The sequence below is a fragment of the Solibacillus sp. R5-41 genome (assembly GCF_002736105.1).
In the GTDB taxonomy this organism is placed as follows: Bacteria; Bacillota; Bacilli; order Bacillales_A; family Planococcaceae; genus Solibacillus.
This window is the reverse complement of record NZ_CP024123.1, coordinates 1,952,456-1,978,780: the sequence shown is the minus strand read 5'-3', so window position 1 is coordinate 1,978,780 and position 26,325 is coordinate 1,952,456. Positions and strand designations below refer to the sequence as shown.

At 36.6% G+C, this 26,325-nt stretch carries 25 protein-coding genes; 11 read left to right on the top strand and 14 right to left on the bottom strand.

Features of this window, described 5'->3' with window-relative positions:
- Positions 1–115: 115 nt before the first annotated feature.
- The 3 genes from CSE16_RS09485 to CSE16_RS09475 all read right to left on the bottom strand — a co-directional run bounded on the left by CSE16_RS09485 (position 116) and on the right by CSE16_RS09475 (position 2,933).
- Complete coding sequence (locus CSE16_RS09485; protein WP_253896222.1) at positions 116–1,384, bottom strand: MFS transporter; 1,269 nt, start codon at positions 1,382–1,384, stop codon at positions 116–118.
- 178 nt (positions 1,385–1,562) lie between these two features.
- Entirely contained in the window at positions 1,563–1,958 is a 396-nt protein-coding gene (locus tag CSE16_RS09480) for a hypothetical protein (protein ID WP_099423670.1), read from the bottom strand.
- Between the two features lie 99 nt (positions 1,959–2,057).
- Positions 2,058–2,933 (bottom strand): tyrosine-type recombinase/integrase, encoded by an 876-nt coding sequence (locus CSE16_RS09475; protein WP_099423669.1) that lies wholly within the window; start codon positions 2,931–2,933, stop codon positions 2,058–2,060.
- Between the two features lie 173 nt (positions 2,934–3,106).
- On the opposite strand from CSE16_RS09475, the gene CSE16_RS09470 reads away from it, so the two are divergent.
- Positions 3,107–3,901 (top strand): enoyl-CoA hydratase/isomerase family protein, encoded by a 795-nt coding sequence (locus CSE16_RS09470; RefSeq protein WP_099423668.1) that lies wholly within the window; start codon positions 3,107–3,109, stop codon positions 3,899–3,901.
- A 176-nt stretch (positions 3,902–4,077) separates the two neighbouring features.
- Here the strand turns inward: CSE16_RS09470 and CSE16_RS09465 are convergent, their stop codons facing one another.
- Positions 4,078–4,533 carry a hypothetical protein gene (locus CSE16_RS09465; RefSeq protein ID WP_099423667.1) on the bottom strand — a complete coding sequence of 152 codons (456 nt, stop codon included), beginning with the start codon at positions 4,531–4,533 and terminating at the stop codon, positions 4,078–4,080.
- Between the two features lie 326 nt (positions 4,534–4,859).
- Entirely contained in the window at positions 4,860–5,675 is an 816-nt protein-coding gene (locus CSE16_RS09460; RefSeq protein WP_099423666.1) for an ATP-binding cassette domain-containing protein, read from the bottom strand.
- Between the two features lie 156 nt (positions 5,676–5,831).
- Between CSE16_RS09460 and CSE16_RS09455 the strand changes: the two genes are divergently transcribed.
- A complete protein-coding gene (locus tag CSE16_RS09455) occupies positions 5,832–6,995 on the top strand; it encodes an aminotransferase class I/II-fold pyridoxal phosphate-dependent enzyme (protein WP_099423665.1) in 1,164 nt (387 codons plus the stop codon).
- Positions 6,996–7,054: 59 nt separating this feature from the next.
- On the opposite strand, the gene CSE16_RS09450 is transcribed toward CSE16_RS09455, so the two are convergent.
- Together CSE16_RS09450 and CSE16_RS09445 are read right to left on the bottom strand one after the other, a co-directional pair.
- A complete protein-coding gene (locus CSE16_RS09450) occupies positions 7,055–8,287 on the bottom strand; it encodes an AI-2E family transporter (protein WP_099423664.1) in 1,233 nt (410 codons plus the stop codon).
- A 75-nt stretch (positions 8,288–8,362) separates the two neighbouring features.
- A complete protein-coding gene (locus tag CSE16_RS09445; protein ID WP_099423663.1) occupies positions 8,363–9,307 on the bottom strand; it encodes an LCP family protein in 945 nt (314 codons plus the stop codon).
- 202 nt (positions 9,308–9,509) lie between these two features.
- Between CSE16_RS09445 and msrA the strand changes: the two genes are divergently transcribed.
- Positions 9,510–10,025 carry a peptide-methionine (S)-S-oxide reductase MsrA gene (gene msrA, locus CSE16_RS09440; protein ID WP_099423662.1) on the top strand — a complete coding sequence of 172 codons (516 nt, stop codon included), beginning with the start codon at positions 9,510–9,512 and terminating at the stop codon, positions 10,023–10,025.
- A 133-nt stretch (positions 10,026–10,158) separates the two neighbouring features.
- Complete coding sequence (locus tag CSE16_RS09435) at positions 10,159–10,713, top strand: DinB family protein (RefSeq protein WP_253896221.1); 555 nt, start codon at positions 10,159–10,161, stop codon at positions 10,711–10,713.
- A 142-nt stretch (positions 10,714–10,855) separates the two neighbouring features.
- On the opposite strand, the gene recQ is transcribed toward CSE16_RS09435, so the two are convergent.
- Positions 10,856–12,622: a DNA helicase RecQ gene (recQ, locus tag CSE16_RS09430; RefSeq protein ID WP_099423661.1), complete on the bottom strand. Its 1,767-nt coding sequence runs from the start codon at positions 12,620–12,622 to the stop codon at positions 10,856–10,858.
- Positions 12,623–12,741: 119 nt separating this feature from the next.
- Positions 12,742–13,596 (bottom strand): hydroxymethylglutaryl-CoA lyase, encoded by an 855-nt coding sequence (locus tag CSE16_RS09425; RefSeq protein ID WP_099423660.1) that lies wholly within the window; start codon positions 13,594–13,596, stop codon positions 12,742–12,744.
- 377 nt (positions 13,597–13,973) lie between these two features.
- Between CSE16_RS09425 and CSE16_RS09420 the strand changes: the two genes are divergently transcribed.
- Complete coding sequence (locus CSE16_RS09420) at positions 13,974–14,276, top strand: DUF4825 domain-containing protein (RefSeq protein WP_099423659.1); 303 nt, start codon at positions 13,974–13,976, stop codon at positions 14,274–14,276.
- An 85-nt stretch (positions 14,277–14,361) separates the two neighbouring features.
- Here CSE16_RS09420 and CSE16_RS09415 read toward each other — a convergent pair whose 3' ends face one another.
- From CSE16_RS09415 to CSE16_RS09400, 4 genes are all read right to left on the bottom strand, one after another.
- A complete protein-coding gene (locus CSE16_RS09415; RefSeq protein ID WP_099423658.1) occupies positions 14,362–15,558 on the bottom strand; it encodes a hypothetical protein in 1,197 nt (398 codons plus the stop codon).
- 172 nt (positions 15,559–15,730) lie between these two features.
- Entirely contained in the window at positions 15,731–15,886 is a 156-nt protein-coding gene (locus CSE16_RS21330; RefSeq protein WP_157764779.1) for a hypothetical protein, read from the bottom strand.
- 38 nt (positions 15,887–15,924) lie between these two features.
- Positions 15,925–17,652 (bottom strand): sensor histidine kinase, encoded by a 1,728-nt coding sequence (locus CSE16_RS09405; protein WP_099423656.1) that lies wholly within the window; start codon positions 17,650–17,652, stop codon positions 15,925–15,927.
- A complete protein-coding gene (locus CSE16_RS09400; RefSeq protein ID WP_099423655.1) occupies positions 17,652–18,380 on the bottom strand; it encodes a response regulator transcription factor in 729 nt (242 codons plus the stop codon). The genes CSE16_RS09405 and CSE16_RS09400 overlap by 1 nt, the downstream gene beginning before the upstream one ends.
- A gap of 225 nt (positions 18,381–18,605) precedes the next feature.
- On the opposite strand from CSE16_RS09400, the gene CSE16_RS09395 reads away from it, so the two are divergent.
- From CSE16_RS09395 to CSE16_RS09370, 6 genes are all read left to right on the top strand, one after another.
- Complete coding sequence (locus tag CSE16_RS09395; RefSeq protein ID WP_099423654.1) at positions 18,606–19,292, top strand: ABC transporter permease; 687 nt, start codon at positions 18,606–18,608, stop codon at positions 19,290–19,292.
- Positions 19,292–20,200 (top strand): ABC transporter ATP-binding protein, encoded by a 909-nt coding sequence (locus CSE16_RS09390; RefSeq protein WP_099423653.1) that lies wholly within the window; start codon positions 19,292–19,294, stop codon positions 20,198–20,200. The genes CSE16_RS09395 and CSE16_RS09390 overlap by 1 nt, the downstream gene beginning before the upstream one ends.
- A 450-nt stretch (positions 20,201–20,650) precedes the next feature.
- Positions 20,651–21,349 (top strand): Type 1 glutamine amidotransferase-like domain-containing protein, encoded by a 699-nt coding sequence (locus CSE16_RS09385; RefSeq protein WP_099423652.1) that lies wholly within the window; start codon positions 20,651–20,653, stop codon positions 21,347–21,349.
- Positions 21,350–21,691: 342 nt separating this feature from the next.
- Complete coding sequence (locus CSE16_RS09380; RefSeq protein WP_099423651.1) at positions 21,692–23,296, top strand: ABC-F family ATP-binding cassette domain-containing protein; 1,605 nt, start codon at positions 21,692–21,694, stop codon at positions 23,294–23,296.
- A 281-nt stretch (positions 23,297–23,577) separates the two neighbouring features.
- Positions 23,578–23,841, top strand: coding sequence for an excalibur calcium-binding domain-containing protein (locus CSE16_RS09375; RefSeq protein WP_099423650.1), 264 nt, complete (start codon positions 23,578–23,580; stop codon positions 23,839–23,841).
- A gap of 182 nt (positions 23,842–24,023) precedes the next feature.
- Positions 24,024–24,698 (top strand): hypothetical protein, encoded by a 675-nt coding sequence (locus CSE16_RS09370; protein WP_099423649.1) that lies wholly within the window; start codon positions 24,024–24,026, stop codon positions 24,696–24,698.
- A gap of 63 nt (positions 24,699–24,761) precedes the next feature.
- Here the strand turns inward: CSE16_RS09370 and CSE16_RS09365 are convergent, their stop codons facing one another.
- Positions 24,762–26,117, bottom strand: a complete 1,356-nt coding sequence (locus CSE16_RS09365) for a TraB/GumN family protein (RefSeq protein ID WP_099423648.1) — start codon at positions 26,115–26,117, stop codon at positions 24,762–24,764.
- Positions 26,118–26,325: the final 208 nt, after the last annotated feature.

Here is a 26,325-nt window from a genome sequence, read left to right as displayed (position 1 = left end):
CATTGCAATATATGCTAATAGTAGCTCTGTTAATTGCTCGTCGCGCAGATGCTTACCGTTTACACATGTAAAAAACGGCGCTATCCCATACAGGAAGCACCGCGATTTTCAATTATTAAGTTTTCCGAGACCAAATAACTACCGGTATTAAAAGTAAAGCTAGTAATCCACCAGCTAAAGCTAACACATCATAGCTTGAACTCGCTACGACCATTCCCGACAGTGCTCCACCAGATGCGCCTGCTAATGCGATTAACACATCCAATTTACCTTGCGTTTTTGCTCGTGTTGAAGGCTCTGTCGAATCGACTACTTGAGCTGTTCCACTAATTAAACCGAAGTTCCATCCGAGTCCAAGTAAGGATAGTGCAACAATTAGTAAAAGTAAGGAATCATTCGGTGCGAACGCCGCAAATAACCCCGCTAGTAACAATATAACGCCCGCAGCAATACTCATAGCTGTTCGACCTATTTTATCAACAAGAATCCCTGTGAATAAGGATGGTAAATACATCGCCGCGACATGGAAACCAATGACCAATCCTACATCAGCCATATCATAGCCATGGTGTTGCATATGAACCGGTGTCATCGTCATGACCGCTACCATTACAATTTGTGTAAGCACCATAACAGTCGCACCAACTGCTAACCCTTTTTTATTATTCACCTTTTGTACATCAATATTTGTAAACTGTCCATTTTGCTGTTGATACGTTGCGATTTTATTCGCTATATGTAGTGGATCTGGACGAAGCATAATAAATAATACAATACCCGCTAAAATAAAGGCTGCTGCCGATAAAATGAACGGACCAGCAAGTGAAGGGATACCAACGAATGTCGCAAAATCCCCCATTACGCCGACTAAATTCGGACCAGCAACTGCACCAAATGTCGTCATCATCATCGTCGTACTAATGGCCGTTGCTCTTTGTTTCGTATTAGCTAAATCTGTCCCTGCATAACGGGCTTGTAAATTCGTCGCCGTCCCCGCACCATAAAATAATAGCGAGACAAAAAGTAACAGCACACTATTCATCATTGCCGCGATGACTACACCAATCGCACCAAGACCACCTACGATAAATCCGGTCGAAAGTCCGATACGGCGCCCACGATTTTGTGACAGTTTCCCAACGAGAAAAGCCGCGCATGCTGAACCTAAAGTCAATAAAGCAACAGGTAGCCCAGCATAAGCATCCGTCCCAAGCATTTGTTGGGCTAATAATGCACCGACCGTAACACCCGCAGCGAGCCCTGCACCACCAAAAATTTGTGACAGACTAACAACGAAAAGCACACGTTTATAGAGCTTTTTTAACTTCTCTGGTGATTCAATGTACGTTTCAATAGAATCTTGCTCTTGTATTTTAGCAAACACTAAAAACACCTTCTTCCTTCCCATTGACTCGTTAACCGACCGCTATAAAATTTGTATAAAGATAATAGAGAATAATGGCAATGATCACCCATTTAAAAAGCTTGCCTAAAACCTTAAAAAACAACGGAATAATTACTATAGCGACAATCAACAATATTAGTAAATTCATTGACATCTCCTATGCTGAAATCGTAATGGTATTCCCTTCACGAGTGACATTCCAATTGGACGAGAGCATAAAGCGAATCGCTTCCTCTACTTCTGCGTTCACTTCTATGCCAGATACACTTGTTTCATGCTTAGTAAAACCATCCACAATGCCAAATCTCATGCGTAAAAGTCCTATTAACCCATTGATTGTTACGTACTTTACCGTATAACGCTCTGTGTAAGCGGCTTTAAACTCGGTCTCATCCGTAGTATATAGTTTTTGCAATAACGTAAAATCATAATCATAGTCTTTCGAAAAAATTTCCAAATCCCCATGCTGTAAATACCCGACTACTTCCTTATATGTATAAGGATGCACCTTTAATGTTTCGATAATATAAGCTTCCATTAATGAAATAGCCATTTGAATTTCCCCCTTTTACTTTTATTTAATTATTGTATCATATTGTGAATCTTCCATCATTATACACTCGCACTAATTAGTAGTTTACAATAAGCAAGATCATTCTTTTACTTGTTTTGTCATGCGCTGCTGTCGTTCTGTAAAAACACCTTTTCGTGCATAGCCAAATTGTTCATATAACTCAGTTAGTTTATTAAAATCGGCAAGCTCATTTTGCATGGCGCGGTATCGCAAATTGGTCGTAGTAACTTTAAAACTAACCTGTTGTGAAATCGTAAAAAAGATACGTTCAACCGTTTTGACCGTGATGGATTGCCCTTTTTTATTACCAAGTCCTAGCCAAACGACGGACACTTCACTAGCAATCGGCATCCATTTGAGCGTTTCTTCTTGATAATATAAAAGCTGCTTCATTAGCGCGTTGGAGAGCGGTAATTTCCGAGACTTTTTCGCCGCAATGACCGTCCATTGCTGGGAAGCTTCATGAAAATGTTTCCACTCCATTCGAACAACTTCCGCGGATTTAATCCCAAGTTCCGCAATGACTGCTACGATGGTCGCATTGCGTAATGCAAGCCACGCATCTTCATCTGTTTTTGCCTGCTCATACTTTTGAAACCATACGGCCAGCGCTTTTTTTGCTTGATGCTGTTCTAATGTTTTGATTACAGCCTGTTCTTTATTTAACGGCTGAAGGTATTTCGGCGAGTAATTTTTTATGACATCTCTTAGTTGTAAAAAGCTTAAAAAATGACGTGTTGACGCATATTTTCGATTGATTGAATTAACCGAATGATACTGCTTTGTAATCGTTTCCTCATACATTTGTAGCGCATCTTCAATGGTTGTTTGCACTGCAACAATTTCGGCAAATTGCTTTGCATCTAACGTATATTGTTTTACCGTGTAGGGAGACTTATTGACTGAACGTAAATATGCCTCAAATGCCTTTACGTATGGCATAATTTGCTCCATGGTCATTCCCCCTTTTTTTACTATTGTAACACGGAAAGCACCTACTTTCGAAAGAGTATCTACCTAAACATTCTGTATATTACGTCATTTTACTTGAAAGTTCTATATGCCATGTTAAACCATAGGAGATAGGCTATAATAGTCGCAATAAAGGTTTAGGAGGAAATAAGGTTATGCAAGTACGTACCACAAGGCTTGAGGCGGAAGACGCAAAAATCATTTATCAAGAAACGGCTGGATTAGCCATCATTACCATCCATCGTCCCCAATTAAAAAATGCATTAACGGCAAATATGTGGGATCAATTAGCGAAAATTGCCCTACGCACATTAGAAAATCCTAAAAATAAAGTATTACTTTTACGCGGTTCAGGAGAAAATTTTACAGCGGGCTCTGATATTAAAGAATTTAATTCTATTTCACTTGAAAAAGCCGAAGAAGCATTCATCCATATGGAGAAAACCATTTCTATTATCGAAAATTTACCGATTCCAGTCATTGGTGTTATTAATGGACCAGCAATGGGTGCGGGGCTTGAACTCGCGCTTGCTTGTGATATTCGCATTGGCTCTGAAAAAACAAAAATGGGCATTCCAGTTGGGAAATTAGGCATTACGTTAAATAATAAATTTGCGAAGCGCTTAGTTGATTTAGTCGGTCCATCTGCAACGAAAGATTTCGTCTTTACAGGCCGTATGTACAAAGCCGAAGAAGCGTTTAAAGCGGGTATGCTCAACTATTTAGTCGCAGAAAAGGATTTAAATCGTTTCGCAATCCGCATGGGTAAGCTGGTAGCAGGTATGTCACCGGATTCCTTATTGGCGGTAAAACGCTCTGTGAAGGAATGTGTCGATTCAACACCTGCGCTTTGGGAAGGTTCCACACCATTCGTCTCTCCAACTGATTTCACAGAAGGTGTTCGCGCATTCGTGGAAAAACGCCAGCCGCTATTCTCACGGAAATTATAAAAATGCCAATCAGATATTTACGAATTAAATCAAGAGCAAACTACCATCATTCAGTTTGGAGTTTGCTCTTGTTTCGAATTCCATTCTTTTATCATTTCATAATCATTTAATTTTAGCGCATCCCCTGCTCTAATACCTTTTATTCCTTCTATTATTCTTTGTACAATCAATCTCTTTCACAACATCCTTATTTTCATACTTCCAACGAATTCCGCCAAAACTTCAACTATTAGCTTACCTAATGGTATGGTAATAGGTAATGAGAATAATGCACACATGAAACCCCAAAGAATCTGCCCGAAAAGATTTGCACCTTCGAAGCCATGAGAAATGACCTCGCTAATAGCCATACCAACAGTTCCACTAAACATTGCCATAGCAATGACGCTTATTGCAGTGATTTCCCACATTTGTTGGTTGCTTCGATTTGGATGGTTGTAAAGATATAAGCCCAACACGCCAAACCCAATAGCGAAAGCAGGTGCGAATATTATGTACATCCAAATATCTTCTCTGAAATTCATTACGCCTCCCGCAAAAAACCTAGATAAAAAAAGAAGAGCAGAAGATACAATACCCGAAAGAATTAATCCAAAAAACATGCTTTGTGAAAAAACGCGTTCTTTTTTCATAAGTTTCACCTCCAACGGACTATACATATGAAACACCGCCATCACAACGTTCACTTATGATGAATTTGTTTGTGAGTTGTTAATAATAAAATCATTTGAGATTATTGAATATACTGAGAGATATACTACTAATAATTCAGTATTCCCTACTAGTAAATGGAATGTGCACGATGTCCTTCGTTATCTGTGAAGGGTTATGAAAAATTAAGATTGAGTGAATAAGAATAAACTGGTCTTTCTTATCACAGATATTTTTTATAAATAAAACACTCATAGTAAATCCATCATCAGTTGAAATGATGGTGGACTTACTACATCCCCCGCCCTTAATGCGATTTTTTCGACTCGGTATTCGATAATGTAATATGAATATCCTCTGGCTCCACCTGAAAATGAAATAAAAAGCTTTGCGCAATTTCTCGTTGCAATTGCTTTAAGATGTCAGGCACATAATAATTGACCGGTGCTAAAGTGGATACATCCATTCGCATCGTTGGAACAGATGCTATAGAGAAATGTAAATGATTCAGACGAGTCACATACGGATTATTTGCTACGACATGCTTGATAATATCCGTATAAACCGCATGGGAAATCGTTATTGTTTGATGATGAAAATCCGGCCGCACAATCGTCGTTTCCCCTAACTTTTCTCGATTCGGTGAAAATATTTCTTTCCCTTTTTGCACGAGCCGTTTGAAGAAATTTTGTTCCACTTGCTTATACGGAACTGGCATGACATGTTTTCCCTGGATTTCACGAACAAAGCGTGCCATTTGAATTTCCTTCGTTGAACGGACATCCTCTACATAAAAATAGTGCTGAATATCACCGAGTTCCAAGCGTTTAGCGATTCTCTTCGTCATCTTATCAGAAGTTCCGATAATGAGGATGGATTGGATTTGCACATTGCGTAGTGCTTGAATCACCTCGGCTTGATGCCACTCCTCATCAAAAATGGCGCGGCGAACAGCTGTAACAACATGTTTTTCGAATTTTGCAGAAGTACCTGCCACTTTTTCACCATTCACAATTAATAAACCATCATCAATAATGGCTTGAATTTGATGATCATGTGCAAATTGCAGTGCACTCGTACTTTTTCCCGTTCCACTTGGACCACTTAAAGAATAAATATCCATCATTTTCTCCTTTTTATCAATTATAATTCGGTAAATTTATGCGACGACTGCTGATTAAAGTTACAATAATTCTGATTTCTGATTTACTTTCCATTATAAGCGATGAGTATGCTAAAATGGGGCTTACATTTTAAAAGTTAACGAGGAGTGATACATATGAAGATCCAACCGTCCAACAAAATGACTTTATTTGCACCCGCCATTTTTGGAGACTTAAAAAATCACGCAATTCTACAGCAACAAAAGGGTATGGAACTAATCGATTTAAGCTTAGGTAGCCCCGATATTGCACCATCAGAAAAATTACGCCATAAAATGTCAGAATTGTCTGCCCTTTCTTCTTCTTATGGTTATACTTTAACAGGTATTCAAATGTTTAACGAAGCCGTATGTCGCTATTATGAACGAATCAACCATGTGAAGCTCCATCCAGCTACTGAAGTTGTCCAAACAATAGGGTCACAAGAAGGGTTAGTACACTTACCTGTCGCATTTTGCGATCCAGGTGATATCGTCTTAACAACAAATCCTGCTTATGTTGCCTATGATGCTGGTATTCATTTAGCCGGTGCGGAGCCGTACTATATGCCATTAACGAAAGAAAACAATTATTTACCTGATTTACAAGCCGTGCCTGAAGAAATCGCTCAAAAAGCAAAACTACTTATTTTAAATTTACCTGGGAATCCCGTTCCTGCAATGCCTACCATCCAATATTTCGAGGAAGTTGTTGCATTTGCTAAAAAGTATAACATCATTGTGTTGCATGACGCAGCCTATTCAGAGTTTTACTTTAAAGGAGATGCACCTATTAGCTTTTTAGCGACACCTGGTGCAATGGAAGTAGGACTTGAAATAAACTCGCTTTCCAAAAGTTTTAGCTTAGCTGGAACGCGGATTGCCTATATTGTTGGAAATGCTGAAATGATCACCATTATGAAGCAATTAAAATCAAATTTAGACTTTGGTATTTTCGAGCCGATCCAACAAGTGGCAGCCCTTGCGTTAGATAATTCGGAAGAAGTAACTGCTAATCTCCGTAAAACCTTTTCCGACCGCCACAAAACATTAATGGAAGGCTTAACATCCATTGGCTGGGAAGTCGCTCCAAGTGATGGCGGCATGTTCGTTTGGGCAAAATATCCGAGCAACTTAAACAGTGTTGATTTTGCCTTTAAAGCCATTGAAAAAACAGGTGTTATCATGGTACCTGGTACAGCTTTTGGTACAGCAGGAGAGGGATTTGTGCGACTAGCTTTAGTTCAGCCTGTAGAACAACTTCAAAAAGCGGTGAATCGGTTAAAAACATTAACAGATTAAGCGTTCTATTGAAAAAACGACAATTGATTTCGATATCAATTGTCGTTTTTTTATTAAAATCAATTTGCTTTTTTCTCATACAAATTCGCTTCGTCTGTTTGGAATTCGTTATAACGTTTTTTAAATAATCGATATGCATGTGTAATCAAAACTTTTAATAAGGCATATCCTGGAAGTCCTAAAATAACCCCTGGTACACCGAATAACGAACCTGCTGTTAACAAAACAAATATAATCGTAATTGGATGGATACTTAACGATTTACCCATAATTTGAGGTGAAATAAACTTTCCTTCAATTAACTGAACGATTGTCCAAACAACAGCTAATTTGACAATCATGTATCCCGGATTCACAATTGCAATAATTGCTGCTGGTGTAGCCGCAATTGCAGGCCCTAAGTACGGAACAACACTCGTAATCATCGCCAGGAACCCTAAAAGTAGTGCGTATTCAAGACCAATAATTTGGAAGCCAATGGTCATCATCACACCGATACAAAAGGACACTAAAATTTGACCTTGAATATACGAGCTAATTTGCTTGTCCATATCATGGAAAACTTCGCCGATCCCGTCACGCATACGTGGAGGGAAAATCTTCAAAATAAATTTCGGCAACTTTTCGCCTTCGTATAATAAATAAAACGTAATAAATGGCACGATTACAAGTGATAACAAAATCCCCGTAACGGCGGAAAGAAATCCCGTAATCCCTGATGCAACACCGCTCGCAATATTGGCCATTGTATCTTTTACAGTAATAACAAGGTCATCTTGGAAATCCGTTAAAAATTCATCATAGTTAAAGTTAACGGTTTGGAAATATTCATTAATGCGAGAATTATTTAAAAATGACACAACGCTCTCGGCAGCAGACATAAAGTAAACTGGGAATTCCTGTACTAAACTCGTGAATTGGTCACGTAAAAACGGAAATACGAGTAGCGCAAGTAATGTGATAAAGCCAGCTACTAAAATATATAAAATGAGTATGCCTAATGCGCGCGGCACCTTCCATCGAACAAGTAATTTCAAAGGTGGGCGTAATAAATAATATAAAATAACGCCTAATACACCTGGTAAGATAATGACTTTAAACAGGACTTGAAGCGGTACAAAAATAAAAGAGATTTTATCGTAAACAAAGATGATGACACCTAATAACAGCGTAATCAATAGGAAAAATAATAAATTTTTCCCACCTAAAAATCGGATGAAGCTTGTGGAGAAAAACGTCGATTTTTCTTGTGATGGACGCTTATTTTCATTTCTCTCATAGTCGTTTCCCAAAATACCACCCCAACATATTACCAAATTTTCATATTTCCTTTATCTTATCATGGATTTTGTAGAAAGGTACTATGCTCACTCCTGCAATTGTAAAAAATCATGAAGCAATTGTTTATTTTTTTCGACATCAATTTCGAGTACGGATCCCGCATGACGATAATTCGCAAATTTATACATCCCCTCTGCTGGAATCGTCATTTTTTCAATAGCTAATTCGCCGTTCCCTGCTATTGCTTTAAAAATCGTCGACAATTGATCAGTGCTCGTTAAATCGGTTGTAATATATCCTTGCGCTGCCCCGACAAGTTTCGGGAAATTTTTCACATTCGTTGGAGAAAGCATTTCGTCTTTTAATGCTTCAATCACTTTTTGTTGACGATTTACACGACCAAAATCGCCTTCTGCATCCGAACGAAATCGTGCATAACCTAATAATTCCTTACCATTTAACTGTTGTAGCCCTTTTTTAAGCTCAACATCAATCTCGCCGCCCATATTTTTTTCGACATCCATTTCAATTCCGTTTGGCGCCAAAATATCAATTAATGTTTCAAAACTTTTAAAATCAATTAAGGCATAGTGATGAACTGGGAGGTCAAACATTTCATTTAATGTCGCCTTGAGTAAAGGTACGCCCCCTAAATAATAGGCGGTATTGAGCTTATATGATTGGTATCCAGGTATATCCGCATAAATATCACGCATAAATGAAACGAGCTTCATATCATTCGTGTCATGATTCCACGCTAGCAACATCATTGTATCTGAACGAGATTTTTCTGTCCCCCGTGCATCTACGCCAATAATGAGATACGTTTCAACGCGCTCCTTAAATTCGTCTGGTTGAAAGTCCTCCACAGGTATTTTCGTATCACTGGCCATTTCTAAACCACTTTTATATTGCGCATACACATAAATACTAGTAGCTATAACAGCTAATAGGAGTATGGTAATAATGAAACGACCTTTACGAAGCTTTTTCTTTTTTTGGTTGCGCGTTTGGCGCGTATTTTCTTCCATTTCATAACACCCCTTTTTAGGTAAATCAATAGAACTTAATAAAAAATATCTTAATTCTTTTTTTATTATACCATTCACCTATTTATTACAATTGTATACTAAGTAAAGGAAATTTGATTGAATTTTCTTTCCATGTTAGAATTCAACATATTTATATACTTATTAAATATGAAAAAAGGATACATAATTGGAGGGGTATGAAATGGAAAAAGCAACATTTGCGGGAGGCTGTTTTTGGTGTATGGTCAAGCCGTTTGATCAATGGGAAGGAATTCAAAAAGTGACAAGTGGTTATATGGGTGGCCATCTTGAAAATCCTACATATGAAGACGTTAAGCGCGGTGATTCTGGTCATGTGGAGGTTGTTGAAATAATTTTTGACGAAGAAAAGTTTAGCTACGAGCAATTACTTGAAATTTACTGGATGCAAATTGACCCAACAGATGCAGGTGGTCAATTCCAAGACCGCGGCGAATCGTATAAAACGGGCATTTACACACATAACGAAAAACAAGAAAAGATGGCGCAGCAATCGAAAGCACAACTCGCATCAAGTGGCCGTTTTAAAAAGCCGATTGTTACGGAAATTACAGTAGCTAAAACGTTTTGGCCAGCAGAAGCATATCACCAAGACTATTATAAAAAAGAAGAAGCTCATTATAAAGAAGATCGAGCAAAGTCGGGCCGTGATGAATTTATTACGGACCACTGGAAATAAGTAAACTTTTCTAACGTTGCACTAATTTAAAGTTTGGTAATATGCATTCTGAATAGGTAAATTATGTAACATCACTGTGTTATACTCTAAATTCAGATAAAAAAAACTTTAGATTATTTTCGGAGGAGACGTTATGAAAAGTAGGTACATGAAAAAATATTTCAACGTGATTTATGAGCAGCGAGAAGAATTTGCTAATGAGCTAAAAAATTATAATAATAAAGAATGGGAACGTCCACTTGAAGACAAGTGGTCTTTTGGAGAAACATATTACCATTTATACTTAATGGTTAGACTATTTAGACAGTTAAACAAACCGTTTTTACCGATTGCTATGCCCATTGCTACAATAAGAAGAGGAAAGTCATACAAATTTCATAGTGAAGATATATACACTGAATATAAAGAAAAACACAACAAACCTATGAAAGCACCATTTGTTATCGTGCCTCCAAAAGATATTAAAGAGAAAATTTCATTTAAATGGTTAGTTAACGAGCTAGATATTGAAACTAGGTATTTAGAAAAAATGCTTTCTAATATTAACGATAACGTAGCTGGACATATACGTTACCCGGATCCAATAGCTCATTATCCAAATTTAATACAATGTATTGATTTACTAGGTATACATGAAAAACAGCATTTTTTATTGTGCAAAAAATATTATGGAATACATAATAATTGACTTGTAAAATCAGTACTTCATTTGAAATTCACCTTTTTTTATCCGGGGATTGAACCCCGGATAAATTTAGTCCATGGCTAAAAAATAAACGCGCACGAACGTCCCGATGCTACATCGACGTTCGTGCGCTTTTATTTATCCTCTATTCATACGCTTTAATCGCGTCAACAAATGTTTTTCCGTATTTCTCTAACTTACTTTCGCCAACACCGCTTACTTCTAAAAATTGTGTGCTCGTTTTCGGACGACGTACACACATATCCTTTAGTGATTTATCTGAAAAGACAACGAATGGTGGCACCTTTTCTTGATCGGCAATTTCCTTACGAATTTTTCGTAACACTTCAAATAGCGGATCATTTTCCTCAAAGACCGTTTTAATTGGCAACATTGCCTTGCGCAGCACCTGTTGCTTACCCATTAACACCGTTTTCCCCTCATCGGAAATATACAAGATTGGAAATTGCCCATTACTCACTTGAATGAGCTTTTCAGCGATTAAAAACTCAATAAAGCTGGCAATTTCCTTAGCATTCATATGTCGTAAAATTCCATACGTCGGCAACTTTTCAAAGCTAAACTCTAATACCTTTTTACTTCGAGAGCCTGCCAATACAGAGGCTGTTATTTGCTTACCAAATTTTTGTCCCATGCGCACGATACAGGACAAAACTTTTTGTGCATCCTCAGTGACATCCTGCTTTGGGCGTTCATCCAAGCAATTCGCACAACGACCACAGTCCGAATGACTTTGCTCATCATCAAAATAGTCTACAATATAGCGCTGTGAGCATTGCTCTGTATGACAATAGTCAATCATTTTATGCAGCTTAGTGAGCTCCATTGGAATTCTCGATCGATCCTGTGCTTGGTCTATTAAAAAACGCTGTGTTTGCTCATCCGCTGACGCATACAGTAAAATACATTCACTCGGTAGCCCGTCACGTCCTGCCCGCCCCGCTTCCTGATAATAGCTTTCGATATTGCGCGGCATATTGTAATGAAGGACAAAGCGCACATTCGTCTTATTAATCCCCATTCCAAAAGCGTTTGTCGCAATCATAATTTGCACTTCATCATTTAAGAAGCGGTTTTGCTCATATGTTCGGTCCTCTTCAGCCATCCCACCATGATATTTAGCGACCTTCACCCCAGCTCTTGCCAGCAGCTCATAGACCGCCTCGACTGATTTACGTGTTGAGGCATAAATAATTCCTGCTTCATTCGCGTTATTTTTAATGAAACTTTTAATAAATGATTCTTTATTTTCGCCAAGCAATACCGAAAACTTTAAATTATCGCGTTCGAAGCCGGTAATAAATGTGCTCTGCTGTTCAATGCTTAATAATTCACGAATATCTTGGCCAACTTCCTTTGTAGCTGTTGCAGTTAACGCAAGGATTGTCGGCTTATTTTCCCACAAAGTAAGTAGTTTTTGAATTGTTCGGTAGCTCGGACGGAAATCATGTCCCCATTGCGAAATACAATGTGCCTCGTCAATCGCAAGGATTGGCACTTGAATTTGAGCAAGTTCCTGGCAAAATCGTTCATTTTCTAAACGCTCTGGCGCTATGTATAACAGCTTAATTTGCCCACTTCTCACGCGGTACATCACATTTTGTACTTCCTCAAAGCTTAATGAGCTATTAATAAACGCCGCCTCAATTCCACTGGACACAAGCATATCCACCTGGTCTTTCATCAGTGAAATAAGTGGTGAAATAACGATTGTAGTCCCATCCAAACAAAGTGCTGGAATTTGATAACAAAGTGATTTCCCGCCACCTGTTGGCATAATCACCAGCGTGTCATTGCGATTTAAAACATTTTCGATCACATTGGATTGTCCTGGACGAAATGCATCATAGCCAAAATACGTTTTCAATTGTTGCAATGCAAGATTTAACATAATACCTCCAGTAAAAAACATAGTACTTTTTATTATACTATGTTTTTCAATAGGATACGAACTAATTTAGTTTACATAACATGATTATGTAAACTAAATGTTTATTTATGCTTTTTTAGCTATAGAAACATTGTTTGAACATATGCACTTGCTTGCCCTAAGCATTGTTCATCTATACCCGTTTCAATGCCCATTTGATGCAGCATCGAAACCACTTTTTCTGTTGCGACATTGCCTGTTGCTCCTGGTGAAAATGGACAACCTCCTAAACCGCCGATCGACGTATCAAATTTTTCAATCCCAGCTTGCATGGCAGCTAAAATATTTGCTAGGGCTAATCCATTTGTATCATGAAAATGCCCGACGAAAACAGTCTGTGGAAAATCTTCTGTTAATTTCTTAAAACGCTCATAAACAATTTTTGGATTGGCTTGCCCATTTGTATCACCTATCGAAATTTCATCTACCCCATGCTGGACAAAATAACGTACAACTTTTTCAACCTGTTCATACGCAATCGCCCCTTCATACGGGCAGCTAAAGCACATGGACACATAACCTCGAATAAATAATTTCTCCTCTTTTGCCCGAGCAAACATTTCCGCGCATTCAACTAAAGATTCATCAATCGTTCGTCGAATATTTTTTTGATTGAACGTTTCCGAGGCACCTACAAAAACTGCAATTTGTGTCACGTTATTTTGAATGGCCAGTTCAAGTGCTTTTTGATTTGGTGTTAATGTTAGAAAAGACAGTCCTTGTCCTAAACTAAAACGCGCCATTTCCGCTGCATCCGCCATTTGTGGTACTGCCTTTGGATGAACAAATGAAGCTGTTTCAATTCGTTTTACCCCTGTTGTTGCTAATAGTTTTACAAGTATTTGTTTTTTTTCTGTCGCTACAAAAGTCGGTTCATTTTGTAGCCCGTCACGTGGACCGACTTCGATGAGTTCAATTTGCTTTGGAAAATACATTGTTTCTCTCCTTAGATGAATGAGTAAATTTTTTTAAAAATAATGTTCGCTTTACTTGTTTATTACACACTTATTTGGTAAATCCCTTTTTTCTTGATGGCTAAAAAGGTTTTAATTTTTTACTAAATAGTGTCGTATAATATGCAATCCAATTATTCAATATATTATATAGCCGATTCATTTTCATTTATAATTAGGATCCAATTATAAAATCCCTACGTTTTATAGCGAAATTTCAGCTGAATATCATTTACATATCCGAAAATAGGAAAAAATGGGACGCGTGTTGTGAAATATATCTTCGGACGTAGACTTACTCGTTTCGCTTTGTGGTTACAAGGAAATAAAATCGCTGCACAAACCCACCATCCTGCACCATTGGGTTTGAACTGCAAACTAGAGAGAAACCTTATGGCATTATTTTGAATTATGATTGGTTAGAGTCGGAACAAAATTATAAAAAAACTGCTATTTATAACTCCACATATTTATTTGCTTTAGTTCAAAATGTAGACTGGATAACATTTATTTTCGGTAACCAGCAATACAAAATAACAAAAGAAGATTTGCAAAATTGGTATGGAGAAGATTTTAGCGGGTTGCAAAGTGAAGATGAATTAAAAACATTCATACAAAAACAGTTGGATGATGCAGATAAAGTAAACTTATTATTCAGTTAAAAATAAAGAAATAAAAACAGGACTTTTAAGTATGACCGATACTTAAAAGTCCTGTTTTCCTGGCCTATTCTACGAAAAAACCGTTTTACTCATAATCCCATACATATTGATCCTGTTTTCCACCCGTACATCCTATTATTTGAACCTTTTTTTGTGCGTCATTTGCGACAAGCTCCTCACAATAGAAAGGCTCTTTTGTCCCCTCTTCCCCTTCAATATTTACACTTATTTTTTTATCTTGATGCTTCAAATAAAATACCGTTTGATCCGAGGGGGATTTTAATTTAATCGCGGGTAAATGCTTCTGTAAAAACAGGTGCAAAGCCGGTCGCTGTTCTTCAATGGCCTCTTTTTGCAGCGTAATAACAGGTGTTTTTTCGTCCTCTATTTTCGATTTTTCTATTAAATTCGTACCGATCACTTGAAATTGCTGTTGCTGCTTAATAATCGTAAGGCGCACTTCATTTTTTTCTTCATCAATCCCATTGACGAAATAATAAACCCCTTCTTTCTTAGCCTCTTTTACTTTAAATTTTTTAATCGGCTTCTTTACATATTCTAGGTTTATTAAAACATCATCTGACGCAACAAAAGGTTCTAGACTCGTTAAATTATGTGCTTCAATTCCAGCATTCAATTGTGTAATGAATGTCATCGCAAAATTTTTCAACTGATCTGGATTATAGGTGAATATATTTTTATCGTATAAATTTGTAATCGAATTTTTTGAACTTTCGATTTCTGCTGTTTGCAGCTGGGCATTTTTCTTAAAACGCTCTTGCCATTTTATTGGTTTATCCATTGTTTCTTTTAATAAAATTTCAATTATATCTTTTGGAGCTTGAATAGGTTCACCATCCGCTGCAACCGTTGTAAAATACTGCATTTCATTCGTATCAGCATTTATTCCTCCAACAACTGGCGTATCTACTAGCTTCATCACATTGAAATCATGGCTATTTCGCATATGAATGATGGCCATATTGTGCTGCACATCGATTCCTTGCACCTCTCCAAAAAGCATCAACTCCTCATGAATAAGCACATTCGGATGATTGGATACGTTACTTGCATTCGTTAAAATCCACTTACTTCGTTCCTCCTCAGCAATGACAAAACCCGTTGTTACCCCATTTAGTGTGTAAATTTCCACTTGTGAATTATAAGTTGGGGGTGTTTCCTTTTCCTTACTCGGAAGTATCTGTGCAACCGATTTATTTTCTTCTGGCTCTGAGCAGGCCGATAGTAAGACCATTACGCAAAGCAATAGTAATTTTTTCATTTCATTTTCCTTTACAATAAAAGTATTATGTAAACTAAATCTCATTTAATAAGTAAACATAAATCCACTACATTAACTTGCTTCAGAAGAAGCAAGTTAATATCTCTGGCGAATGTCGCAGATTTTTAGATGAGTTTTACGAGCGTGTTCAAAATAAAAATCTGGACAAAAGCTAGCCGAGGCGTAATTGATTTATACTTACTTCTTCACTTTTTGCATGATAAAAATCGTAATGGACATCACAGTAAACAGCAGAACGATGTCGATTTTTATCATCAAATGATTTCCTATCACGTCGAAAATGACACCAATAATGGAATATTGGCACTCATCATAAAGCCTCCCGAAAAAACTATCGAGCTCCAATCAGGAGTAGAAATTTAATACAATCGTAGTTCCCCTTCCTGATTTGCTATATGCGAATATTTCCCCACCATGGGCTATTGTTAGCTGTTTAGCTATGCTCATACCTAAACCTGAACCACTTGTATTTTCCTCTGAGTTAGTTCCTCGATAGTATCGTTCAAATAACTTATCTAAAGTTGATTGATCCATCCCATTACCACTATCATTTATACGAACTGTGAAGAGATTATCGCTTTCTTTTTGAACAATAATATCAATTTTCGTTCTGGGTGGATTATGCTTAATAGCATTAGAAATCATATTATCAATTATACGGGTAAACCATTTCATATCGAGTAGGTACAATATCGGCTCTTCAGAAGCATAAAAAGAAATATCGTAAGTCGTAAATTGAGGATCATTAATAAAATGTATAACGGCCCTTCGAATGATTTCGTTCACTTCTTGGATTTGTCGATTCATGGGTAATGCATTGTTTTTCAGGCGATACGTTAAACTTAAATCATCAATTAAGTCAGACATAAATGTTGATTTCTCTCGTATTGTTTTTCCTATACGTTGAAATTCTTCTTGTGACCAATTGTAAGGTGCTGATTCAAGGACATGTGCATAGCCATTTATAGAAGATAACGGTGTTTTTAGATCATGAGAGACACCAACAATCCATTCTTCGCGAGTTTGTTCAATTTGTTTACGAAGCGTTTCGTTTTGCTCTAGTTTCTGTTTTAAATCATTCAGAGAATTATTAATTTCTCTAAATAAATGATAGGAACGCTTCATTTTTCCACGACGATTTAGTGTAATACCATTTTTGTTAGCATCTTGTTCGTGATATTTACCATCCGCCAACGTTTGTATTAAACTAACAATATAAAGAAATGGTTGCCCAAATCGTTTGCCATACCAAAATGCTGTGGCTACTATGAATAAAATAAGGGCTACTCCATATATAAGAAGTGCTTTCCCAATATAGTATGATGTCTTATCACCATCTTCTGCCATCATCACAGCTCCTGACGCAAACTCAACAACCCATGTCTGCTGTTTCTCAGCATCATAATATACATATTGACCACCATTATTTCTAAGATTATCAGCCTCATCACCGAGTAAATCATCAAGAATGAGTGTCTCCTTAGGCTTTTTTACTTTACCAAACTTTTGGATTACTTCCCCACTTGATGAATAAATTTGTAATGCTCCATTTGCTTCTTTCAATAGCTGTTCTCCTCGCTGAGAAAATTGATAGCCATCCCATTCTAATGCTAGTTTTTCTGCAAGCTGTCTCGCATCATGTTTTTGACCAACTAAAACAAAATAAGTATGTCCACTTTTCTCCTCCTGACTAATAGTGAGCTCGTAAGGAAAAGGAATGCTTTGCTGCCAAAAAGCTACCAATTGGCCAGGTGTATATTGCGAAGGAACATCCGATGGAAGTTTGGAAGATGCCAACACTTTCCCGTGTGTATCTACTATTTGTAACCATTCTCCCCTTTTTTCTAACTCAGAAATTTTGTTTGAATCTAATAACACCTTGCCATTCTCTATCGAAAATGTTTGCCTTAGTGTACTATTGCTGCTACTCGATAATTGCTGTAATTCGGGTTCACTTTCTAATTGCATACCAACATACACTAAAAAAAAAATTGTGCCAATTGCTAAAGCCACCAATACAAAAACAATTTGCGAGATAAAAGTAAAGGTAAGTCGACGACTAATTCGGTTCATTACATAACCTCTTTTTGGATTAATTTATATCCAAGTCCTCTTATAGTTAACAAAAACTGAGGGGTCTTTGGGTCTTTTTCAATCCTCTCCCGAATACGGCCAATGTGGACTGTAACCGTATTATCATCACCAAAGCTATGATCACCCCAGACAGCTTCATATAACTGACTTTTTGTAAATATTTGATTTGGATGCTTACAAAAAAATAACAGTAATTGATACACTTGAGCTGGACAGGAAACTACATGTCCCGCAACTGTTAATTCCCCTGCGCGCTCATTAACTTGAAATCGTCCAAAATCATAAACAAATGAATTTAAAAATATGTTCTGTGTTCTTTCATCGTCATATAATTTAACACGGCGTAGTTGTGCTTTCATTCTCGCTACTACTTCTAATGGGTTAAAAGGTTTTGTAATGTAATCATCACCTCCCATTGCAAAGCCCGTTAATTTTTCGAGATCTGAATTTTTAGCTGTTATAAATAAAATCGGGGCATCTGTCGTCTCTCTAATAAATGGGCATATGTCAAAGCCACTCTTATCTGGCAGCATAACATCCAAAAGAATCATGTCGTATCGTTTCCTTTCGCATGCCATTAACGCTTCTTGTGCAGTACTTGCACTATCAATTTGTCTAAAACCTTCTTTATTTAATACCATCTGTAACATATCCAGAATGGCTGGTTCATCATCAACCAGTAAAATGGTAACTTCATGTAAATTCATACTAAATCTGTCCTTTCCCGTCTATCATGGAATTAATTTTAACATGTTATTATGTCGAATGAATAACATCGATATTTTTGTCCCAACTACATTGAAAATAAACAGAACATAAACGACTTTAATAATAGTTTATTTAAACGTAATGTCCCGTTTCGGCTTACGTTAAACCCACCATATATACTCTAAAAGAAGTTTAAAAAAATTTACTACTACGGAGGAACAACTATGGTTGCTATTTGGAAAAAGGAGTTTATTCAATCATTTCGCAGTGTCTTTTCACTCATTACGATTGGAATTTTTATTGCCGTTTCATATTACCTATCTGATTTTGTCTCAAAAAGCAGTCTCATTACTGGTATTGAATTTGCAGAAACTGGATACGTAAGTGGACTGGTATTTCTAATATATATAATGGGCTTTTTATTTATCTTTTCTTTATTTCACGACACAATTAATCGAGAAACGGAAAGCAGGACAATTCGATTCCTGGTAACAAAAACATCTAGACCATCTATTATTTTAGGCAAGTTATTAGGGATTTTTTCATTCTGGTTTGTTTGCTTACTAGCATCATTTAGTATCATCGCATTCTTTTCGCACCAGTTCTATTTCAAAACGTTCGGTAGCTTATTTGTTATGCTAGCGTACATTGTGGCTTTATGTGTGCTAATGTCTTGTCTCATTCCTAAGAGATCGATGTCTATGTTTGCAGGATTACTGATAAGTATTGCAATTCCTACTTTCGGTTTATGGAGCCTTTTCTCAGAAAAATTATGGTTAAAAGTCATAAAATTTATTACTCCATATCATTACATGATCGAAGGTGGGACATGGGGATGGCTTATTGTTCTGCTGTTTGCAGCAATTATGGTAGTTTTTTCGATACTCAGTCTTCATAGGAGGGATTTATAATGTCTGTTATTGAAACAATGGATTTAAAAAAATCCTATCACAAAAATTTAGTTGTACGTGGCATTAATCTACAAGTACAAGAAGGAGAAATCTTTGGCTTTTTAGGCAGAAATGGTGCAGGAAAAACAACTTTCATCAATATGCTTACAGGGATTGTTCTTCCAACTAGTGGGCAATTTCGAATATTAGGTGTAGCAAATAATCAACTCGATCGTGTCAAACACAAAGTAGGTGTTCTTCCAGACTACACAGAATTTTATGCAAACGATACAGCTCTTGAGCATCTTCAATTTTTTGCAAGCATACAAAAACACAAAGTTACACGACAACAATGTATGGATCTATTAGAGCAGGTTGGATTAAAGGACGCTATTCATGTCCAAACAAAAAAATTCTCTTTTGGAATGAAAAAAAAGCTAGGAGTAGCACAAGCTGTCATTGGAAATCCGGATTTAATTTTCCTTGATGAACCTACTTCTGGAATGGACCCAGAATCTGCCTTAGAGATGCAAAAATTCATTCGTACATTAGCAAGTCAAAATAAGACTATTTTTATGACATCTCATAATCTAAATGAAGTTGAAAAGCTATGCAACCGTATTGCTATTATGAAAAAAGGTATCATTTCAGGTTTAGGAACCATCGAACAATTGCAACAGCAATTTCAAACAACTATTGAAACAACTATCAAGTTAATACCAAAAAATGATACCTTGTATCGTCATGCACGCGACGAAATCGAAGCTTGGACTACAGTAAAATACTGGGATAATCAACATTTTACCGCTGAGATACGAGATGAATCGGATATTGCTAGAATCGTACATTCCTTCTGTAAGGTTGATACGGATATACTTGATATTCAAACTAATCGTCCTTCCCTAGAAGATATATTTATGAATGATTAAGGTCGAATAAACAATATGGCCGTCTAATAAGTCTCAATAATAAAACAGGTGTAGAAAACGAGTAGTTTTTCTACACCTCAATATAAAGTAATGCCACACAAAAAAACGAATCTATTAGCCTTTTGTTTGAATTCTTACTTTTCATTATATCCCCTCCAATTATTCCCCATTAGCTATTTTACTTGCTAAATACAAATTGAAGAATCATTAAACGTAGTTTGAAACTTTCGATTTGGCCATGGCAAAATGTAATATAGAATGGATCTAGATTACTTCGTTTACTCAGCAAGCTTGTCACCTCTTCACCAACATTTGGAAATATGGTACACTTTATCAAACGATTTATTATTCTGTCATTTAGTTAACAGTGCAGGTTCATTAAACAAGGGATTATTTATATTAATTGTAAAACTTATTACTTAATATTTTTTTCTGAAAGGAGTACATATAATGAGACAAATAATCGCGCTTGGTGGTGGAGGGTTTTCAATGGAACCAGATAATCCATTGTTAGATTTATATATATTGAAACAAGTTAAGAAATCTAAGCCTCAAATTTGCTTTATCCCTACTGCAAGCGGAGATTCTGATAATTACATATCAAAGTTTTATAATTTTTTTAATCAACTAAATTGTACTCCATCTCATCTTTCATTATTTAATCCTCCAACCAGGGATCTTGAAAGTTTTATTTTAGAGAAAGACATTATTTATGTAGGTGGTGGAAATACTAAAAATCTTTTAGCATTGTGGAAAGAATGGGGTTTAGATGATATTTTAAGAAAAGCCTGGAATCAAGGTGTTATTTTAGCTGGGTTGAGTGCAGGCTCCATTTGTTGGTTTGAAGAAGGCGTTACTGATTCATTTGGAGATGGACTTGAACCAATACAATGTCTAGGTTTCCTAAAAGGAAGTAATTGTCCGCATTACGATAGTGAGCTAGAGAGAAAACCTGCATATCACAATCTGATTGAATCAAAAAAAATACAATCAGGGATTGCGACAGATGATGGGGTTGCTATTCATTACAAGGAACACGAAATTAGTAAAATAGTTAGCTCAAGGCCTAATGCTAAGGCGTATAGCGTTTCTTTCGAACAGGAAGTTATAGAGTCAGAACTTCAAACAGTATTTTTAGGTTCTTATTAATCTATCTGTGTTTTTGTTTAAAAAAATAGGACTGGCGTGTATGATGTATTTTCATATAGGCAAGTCCTTTTATTTTTCTTCTTCAATCAGCTCCATACTTCAATTTAAACCATCAAAGTAAATGGTTTCTCTGCTCAACTTACATACCTCACCAATATTAACAAAGTAATAATCAGGGAAAATTTATTACATTTACATACTTATTAACTTTCCTTTTATATGATTTCATCTTTATACTTAATTTTACTCACCCTATGTGGTATAATTAAAAGCATTGTGTAAAAAGATTTTATTCATTAACAAACCACAAAATAATAATCAAAATCTCAAGGAGGTACTTGCATGATTCAAGTATCAGGTGTAGGTCTTCGCTATGGCGACCGTAAATTATTTGACGATGTAAATATTAAATTCACACCAGGAAACTGTTACGGCCTAATCGGTGCAAACGGTGCTGGTAAATCAACATTTATTAAAATTTTATCTGGTGATATCGAGGCGCAAGAAGGTCACGTATCAATGGGTAAAGATGAGCGTTTATCTGTCCTAAAACAAAACCACTTCGAATACGATGAGTTTAACGTATTAGATACAGTTGTTATGGGTAACAAACGTTTATGGGAAGTAAAAGCAGAAAAAGACGCTATCTATGCGAAAGAGGAATTTTCTGATGAAGATGGTATGCGTGCTGCTGAGCTTGAAGGCGAATTCGCAGACTTAAACGGTTGGGAAGCAGAATCTGAAGCCGCAACATTACTTGGCGGTTTAGGTATTGGCGATGAGCTACATTACATGATGATGGCTGACCTTGAAGGTTCGGACAAAGTGAAAGTATTACTTGCACAAGCATTATTCGGCAAACCAGACGTTTTACTTCTAGATGAGCCTACCAACCACTTAGACATTAAAGCAATTAAATGGTTGGAAGAATTCTTAATGAACTTCGAAAACACAGTAATCGTTGTTTCACATGACCGTCACTTCTTAAACAAAGTATGTACTCATATCGCTGACTTAGACTTCGGGAAAATCCAAGTTTATGTGGGTAACTATGATTTCTGGTATGAATCTTCACAGCTTGCACAAAAAATGGCTGCGGATCAAAACAAGAAAAAAGAAGAGAAAATTAAAGAGTTGCAAGCATTCGTTGCCCGTTTCTCTGCGAACGCTTCTAAATCAAGCCAAGCAACTTCTCGTAAAAAAATGTTGGATAAAATCGAGTTAGATGACATCAAGCCATCAAGCCGTAAATATCCATTCATCAACTTCCAAATTGGTCGTGAAATCGGGAATGATGTGTTAACAGTAGATGGTTTAACAGCTTCTCATGAGGGACAAAATGTATTCAAAGACATTCGCTTCAACATGAACAAAGAGGACAAAATCATTTTATTAGGTAGCCCTATTGCGAAATCTGCGTTAATGGACATTTTAATGGAACGCAAAGAAGCAGATGCGGGTACATTCAAATGGGGTGTTACGACATCTCAAAGCTATTTCGAAATGGATCATGACCAATATTTCGGCGGCGCTGAAAGATCACTAGTTGAATGGTTACGTCCTTACTCACCAGAAGACGAAACAGAAAGCTTCTTACGTGGCTTCCTAGGTCGTATGTTATTCTCTGGTGAAGAAGTTAAAAAATCTCCTGGCGTTCTTTCTGGGGGAGAAAAAGTACGTTGTATGTTATCGAAAATGATGTTAAACAATGCCAACGTATTATTACTAGATGAACCAACAAACCACTTAGACCTTGAGTCAATTCAAGCGCTAAATGAAGGTTTAATCCGCTTCAAAGGTGCTATGTTATTCACATCTCATGACCACCAATTCATCCAAACAATTGCAAATCGCGTAATTGAAATCCGTGAAGACGGTTCAATCCTTGATAAGCAATTAACGTATGATGAATTCCTTGAGTGGAAAGATAAAGAAAAGATTAAATAATCCGTACAACTTGCAAAGTGTTGATTTATTAACGTTTTGAATAGTGACGAACCTTTAATTTTACCATATCCCCCAGTTCTCCCCTACTTATTTGGGAAGAATTTGGGGGATTTTTTATTTGGAAAAAACTTTTAATGACATCTTAACAATAGAATCTATACCTGGACATGCCCTTTCAACGTAATTTTATTGTAAAATTTATACATTTATGTTATATGTATTATTTGTGTATATAAATTTACACACTATCAAACTCACTATTATCATAAGGAGATGTATTTATGAAAAAGCTAGCAATGACATTTATTACAAGCGCTCTACTTATTGGAGGTACTCTTGCTGCCCCTATCTCAACAGAGGCAGCTGCAAAAAAATATGCAAATTGCACAGACTTAAACAAAGATTATAAAGGTGGCATTGCAAAAGACAATAAAGTTACAAATAAAGGCGGCAAAACAAAATTTGCACCAACTGTTTCAGCTGAATTATACAAAGTAAACGCATCTAAAGATCGTGATAAAGATGGGATTGCTTGTGAAAAGTAGAAAACCGAATATATATTGAATTTTGCTTTTTCTTCGGACAAACTACCAAACCTTATCCACTTACTCTCACTAATCTCTCACAGTTTATGGTTCAACTTTCTCAATTCGTGGAATATTACCTATACATCCGCTCATATATTATAAATTACGGGGAATTGAAACTTGAAAGTGAGTGATTGGTGATGAGAAAAAGATATTATTTTTTACTCGTTTTACTTTTAACAGGTTGCACGCAAACTGAAAATCTTTCAACTAATAATGAACATGCAAAAATGAATACGGGTACGGATACCGCATTTACGTCTATGGATGTTGCCTCAGAATATAGTAGTTCGTTTGAAGATGCGATTCAAATGCAATTATTTATGTATGAAGATCTATCCATCGTTAAGTTTGAAGGCTATGGGAACGAATATGCCAGCTATCAGGTGAAAACAAACTGGCTATCAAAAAATTTAGTGCGACAAGTCGTGGACAACGGTGGCTCCATCATGACGCGCTATTATCGTATAGGTGAGCATGGTATTACTTTAATAAAAGAAGTTGAAAGTGAAAATACGCCATTAACCGCTGAACAATTGAAAGGCCTCCCATCTATTTCAACATTAATCGGTACGCCATTAGAAGTTGGTCAGAAATTTGATAATTGGACAATTGAAAAAATGAACATGCCCTATGAAACACCGTATAAAGCTTTTGAGCACGTCATTGTCACGATGAAAAAAGAAGATAATCAAACAACGCGAAACTTTTTTGTAGCAGGAATTGGCTTAGTAGCCACTGAATTCGAAATTTTGAATGAGGATGGAACAACGGATATTATTTCATCTAAACTTTCAGCCATTGAATTTCAATAAAAAAAGGTTGTGCTGTAAGTAATCCCCTTACAGTACAACCTTTTTTTTCGTAAAGCTCAGTCCTTATTGATAAAACGGCACAACTTTATAGCCATCTTTCTCTAAGTGGTAGCGAATATTTTTGTCCACTAAGAAGTGACCTGCCCCTACTACTAAGAAATAAGTTCCCTCATCCTCTTCTAAAACTGTTGCAATTTTTTGGGCCATGTCTTCATCGCGCTTACCAAATAGCATCGCATTAAACTCTGATTGATCGCCTGTCGTTGCGTTAAAGCTTTTTGCAAAGCGTTCCGCATCGCCTGTTTTCCAGCTCGTAAACCATTCTTTCAATAATGCATTGCTTTCACCCATTTTTTCTTTAGAAGGATTTATTAGACCATCCAGCACATCCGATAAAGTCTGCTCCTGTGCTTCTGCTGATATTGAATCAAACATATTAACTTGCGCTTGCATGCCTTCAAGTTCGTAAATCGGTTTTTGTTGTAGCATCGCACTTAATAAAAACTGCATATCAATTCCATGCATCGCCATTTCTTGAGATGATAATCCAAATGTATCATCCTCCGTCAAAAGTGCTAATGAATTTGAAATTAACCATGGTTTTTGATACTTAAGTTCGTCCATTGGTATCTCAAATTCCTGCGCCACTTTTTCTAGTTTCTGATACGTTTCTTCACTTATAGCATCTTGAATCGTTTTCCCATCTGTAAACATTGCTTTTTCAGAATAATATTCTGCGCCTTTAGGATCCAACAGATTCGCTTCTACAAAAAGTCCTTGAGACTCATTAAATGCATCTGTTAATCGAGGATGCATTGGGTACAAATCAGGAACACCTACATGAATTGAACCTAATAAATAAATTTTCGTATCCTCATCTTCCACAATCCACGCAAGACCTTTTGCACCTTTTTCATATTGTGCATACGTATTTTTAATTAAACGACTGGCAAATAAAGCCGCTTGTTGTGTTGTCGCTTTTTGATCGAGCATTAAGCCCTTTTCTCCACCTTGTAATACTTGGAGCGCTTGTAAATAAGCGACTGGGTCATTGCTCGCATTGACATCATATTGCGCACTAATATTATATAAGCGATTAATAATATCTCCACGTGTAGTATTCCCTTTTACAACAGCAGGCTTAAACTTTTTGTTTTTCGGTAAATTTAATTCTGCAATCTTTTTTTCCGTTAATGTGAGTAAGCTATTTAAGCGCTCCTCTGTAATCGTCGAGCGAAACCCGTCATAATACCATTCCATTGGGAAAATTCCATACTTTTCCCCTTCATGGAGTGTTTCAACAGCCCATGGACTTATGTCTGGCACAGCTTGCTCTGCTTGAATTGCTGGTACTACGGAAGTAAAGATTAACGTAGTCCCTAATGCTGTGGCTAACACATGTTTCTTCATTTTTCTCATCTTATTTGCCCCCAAAAATCATAAATATTTTTAATATCTCTTACATCGGTTATTATACTATTAACGATACAAATAATTCCAGTTGATATGCAATATTTATGTATTTTTAGTAGATTTTACGAAATATTGGTTAATATTCATTTAAAATGCTATTACAAAAAAAGAAAAAGCGATACGATGAATGATTTTGCATTCATCGTATCGCAAT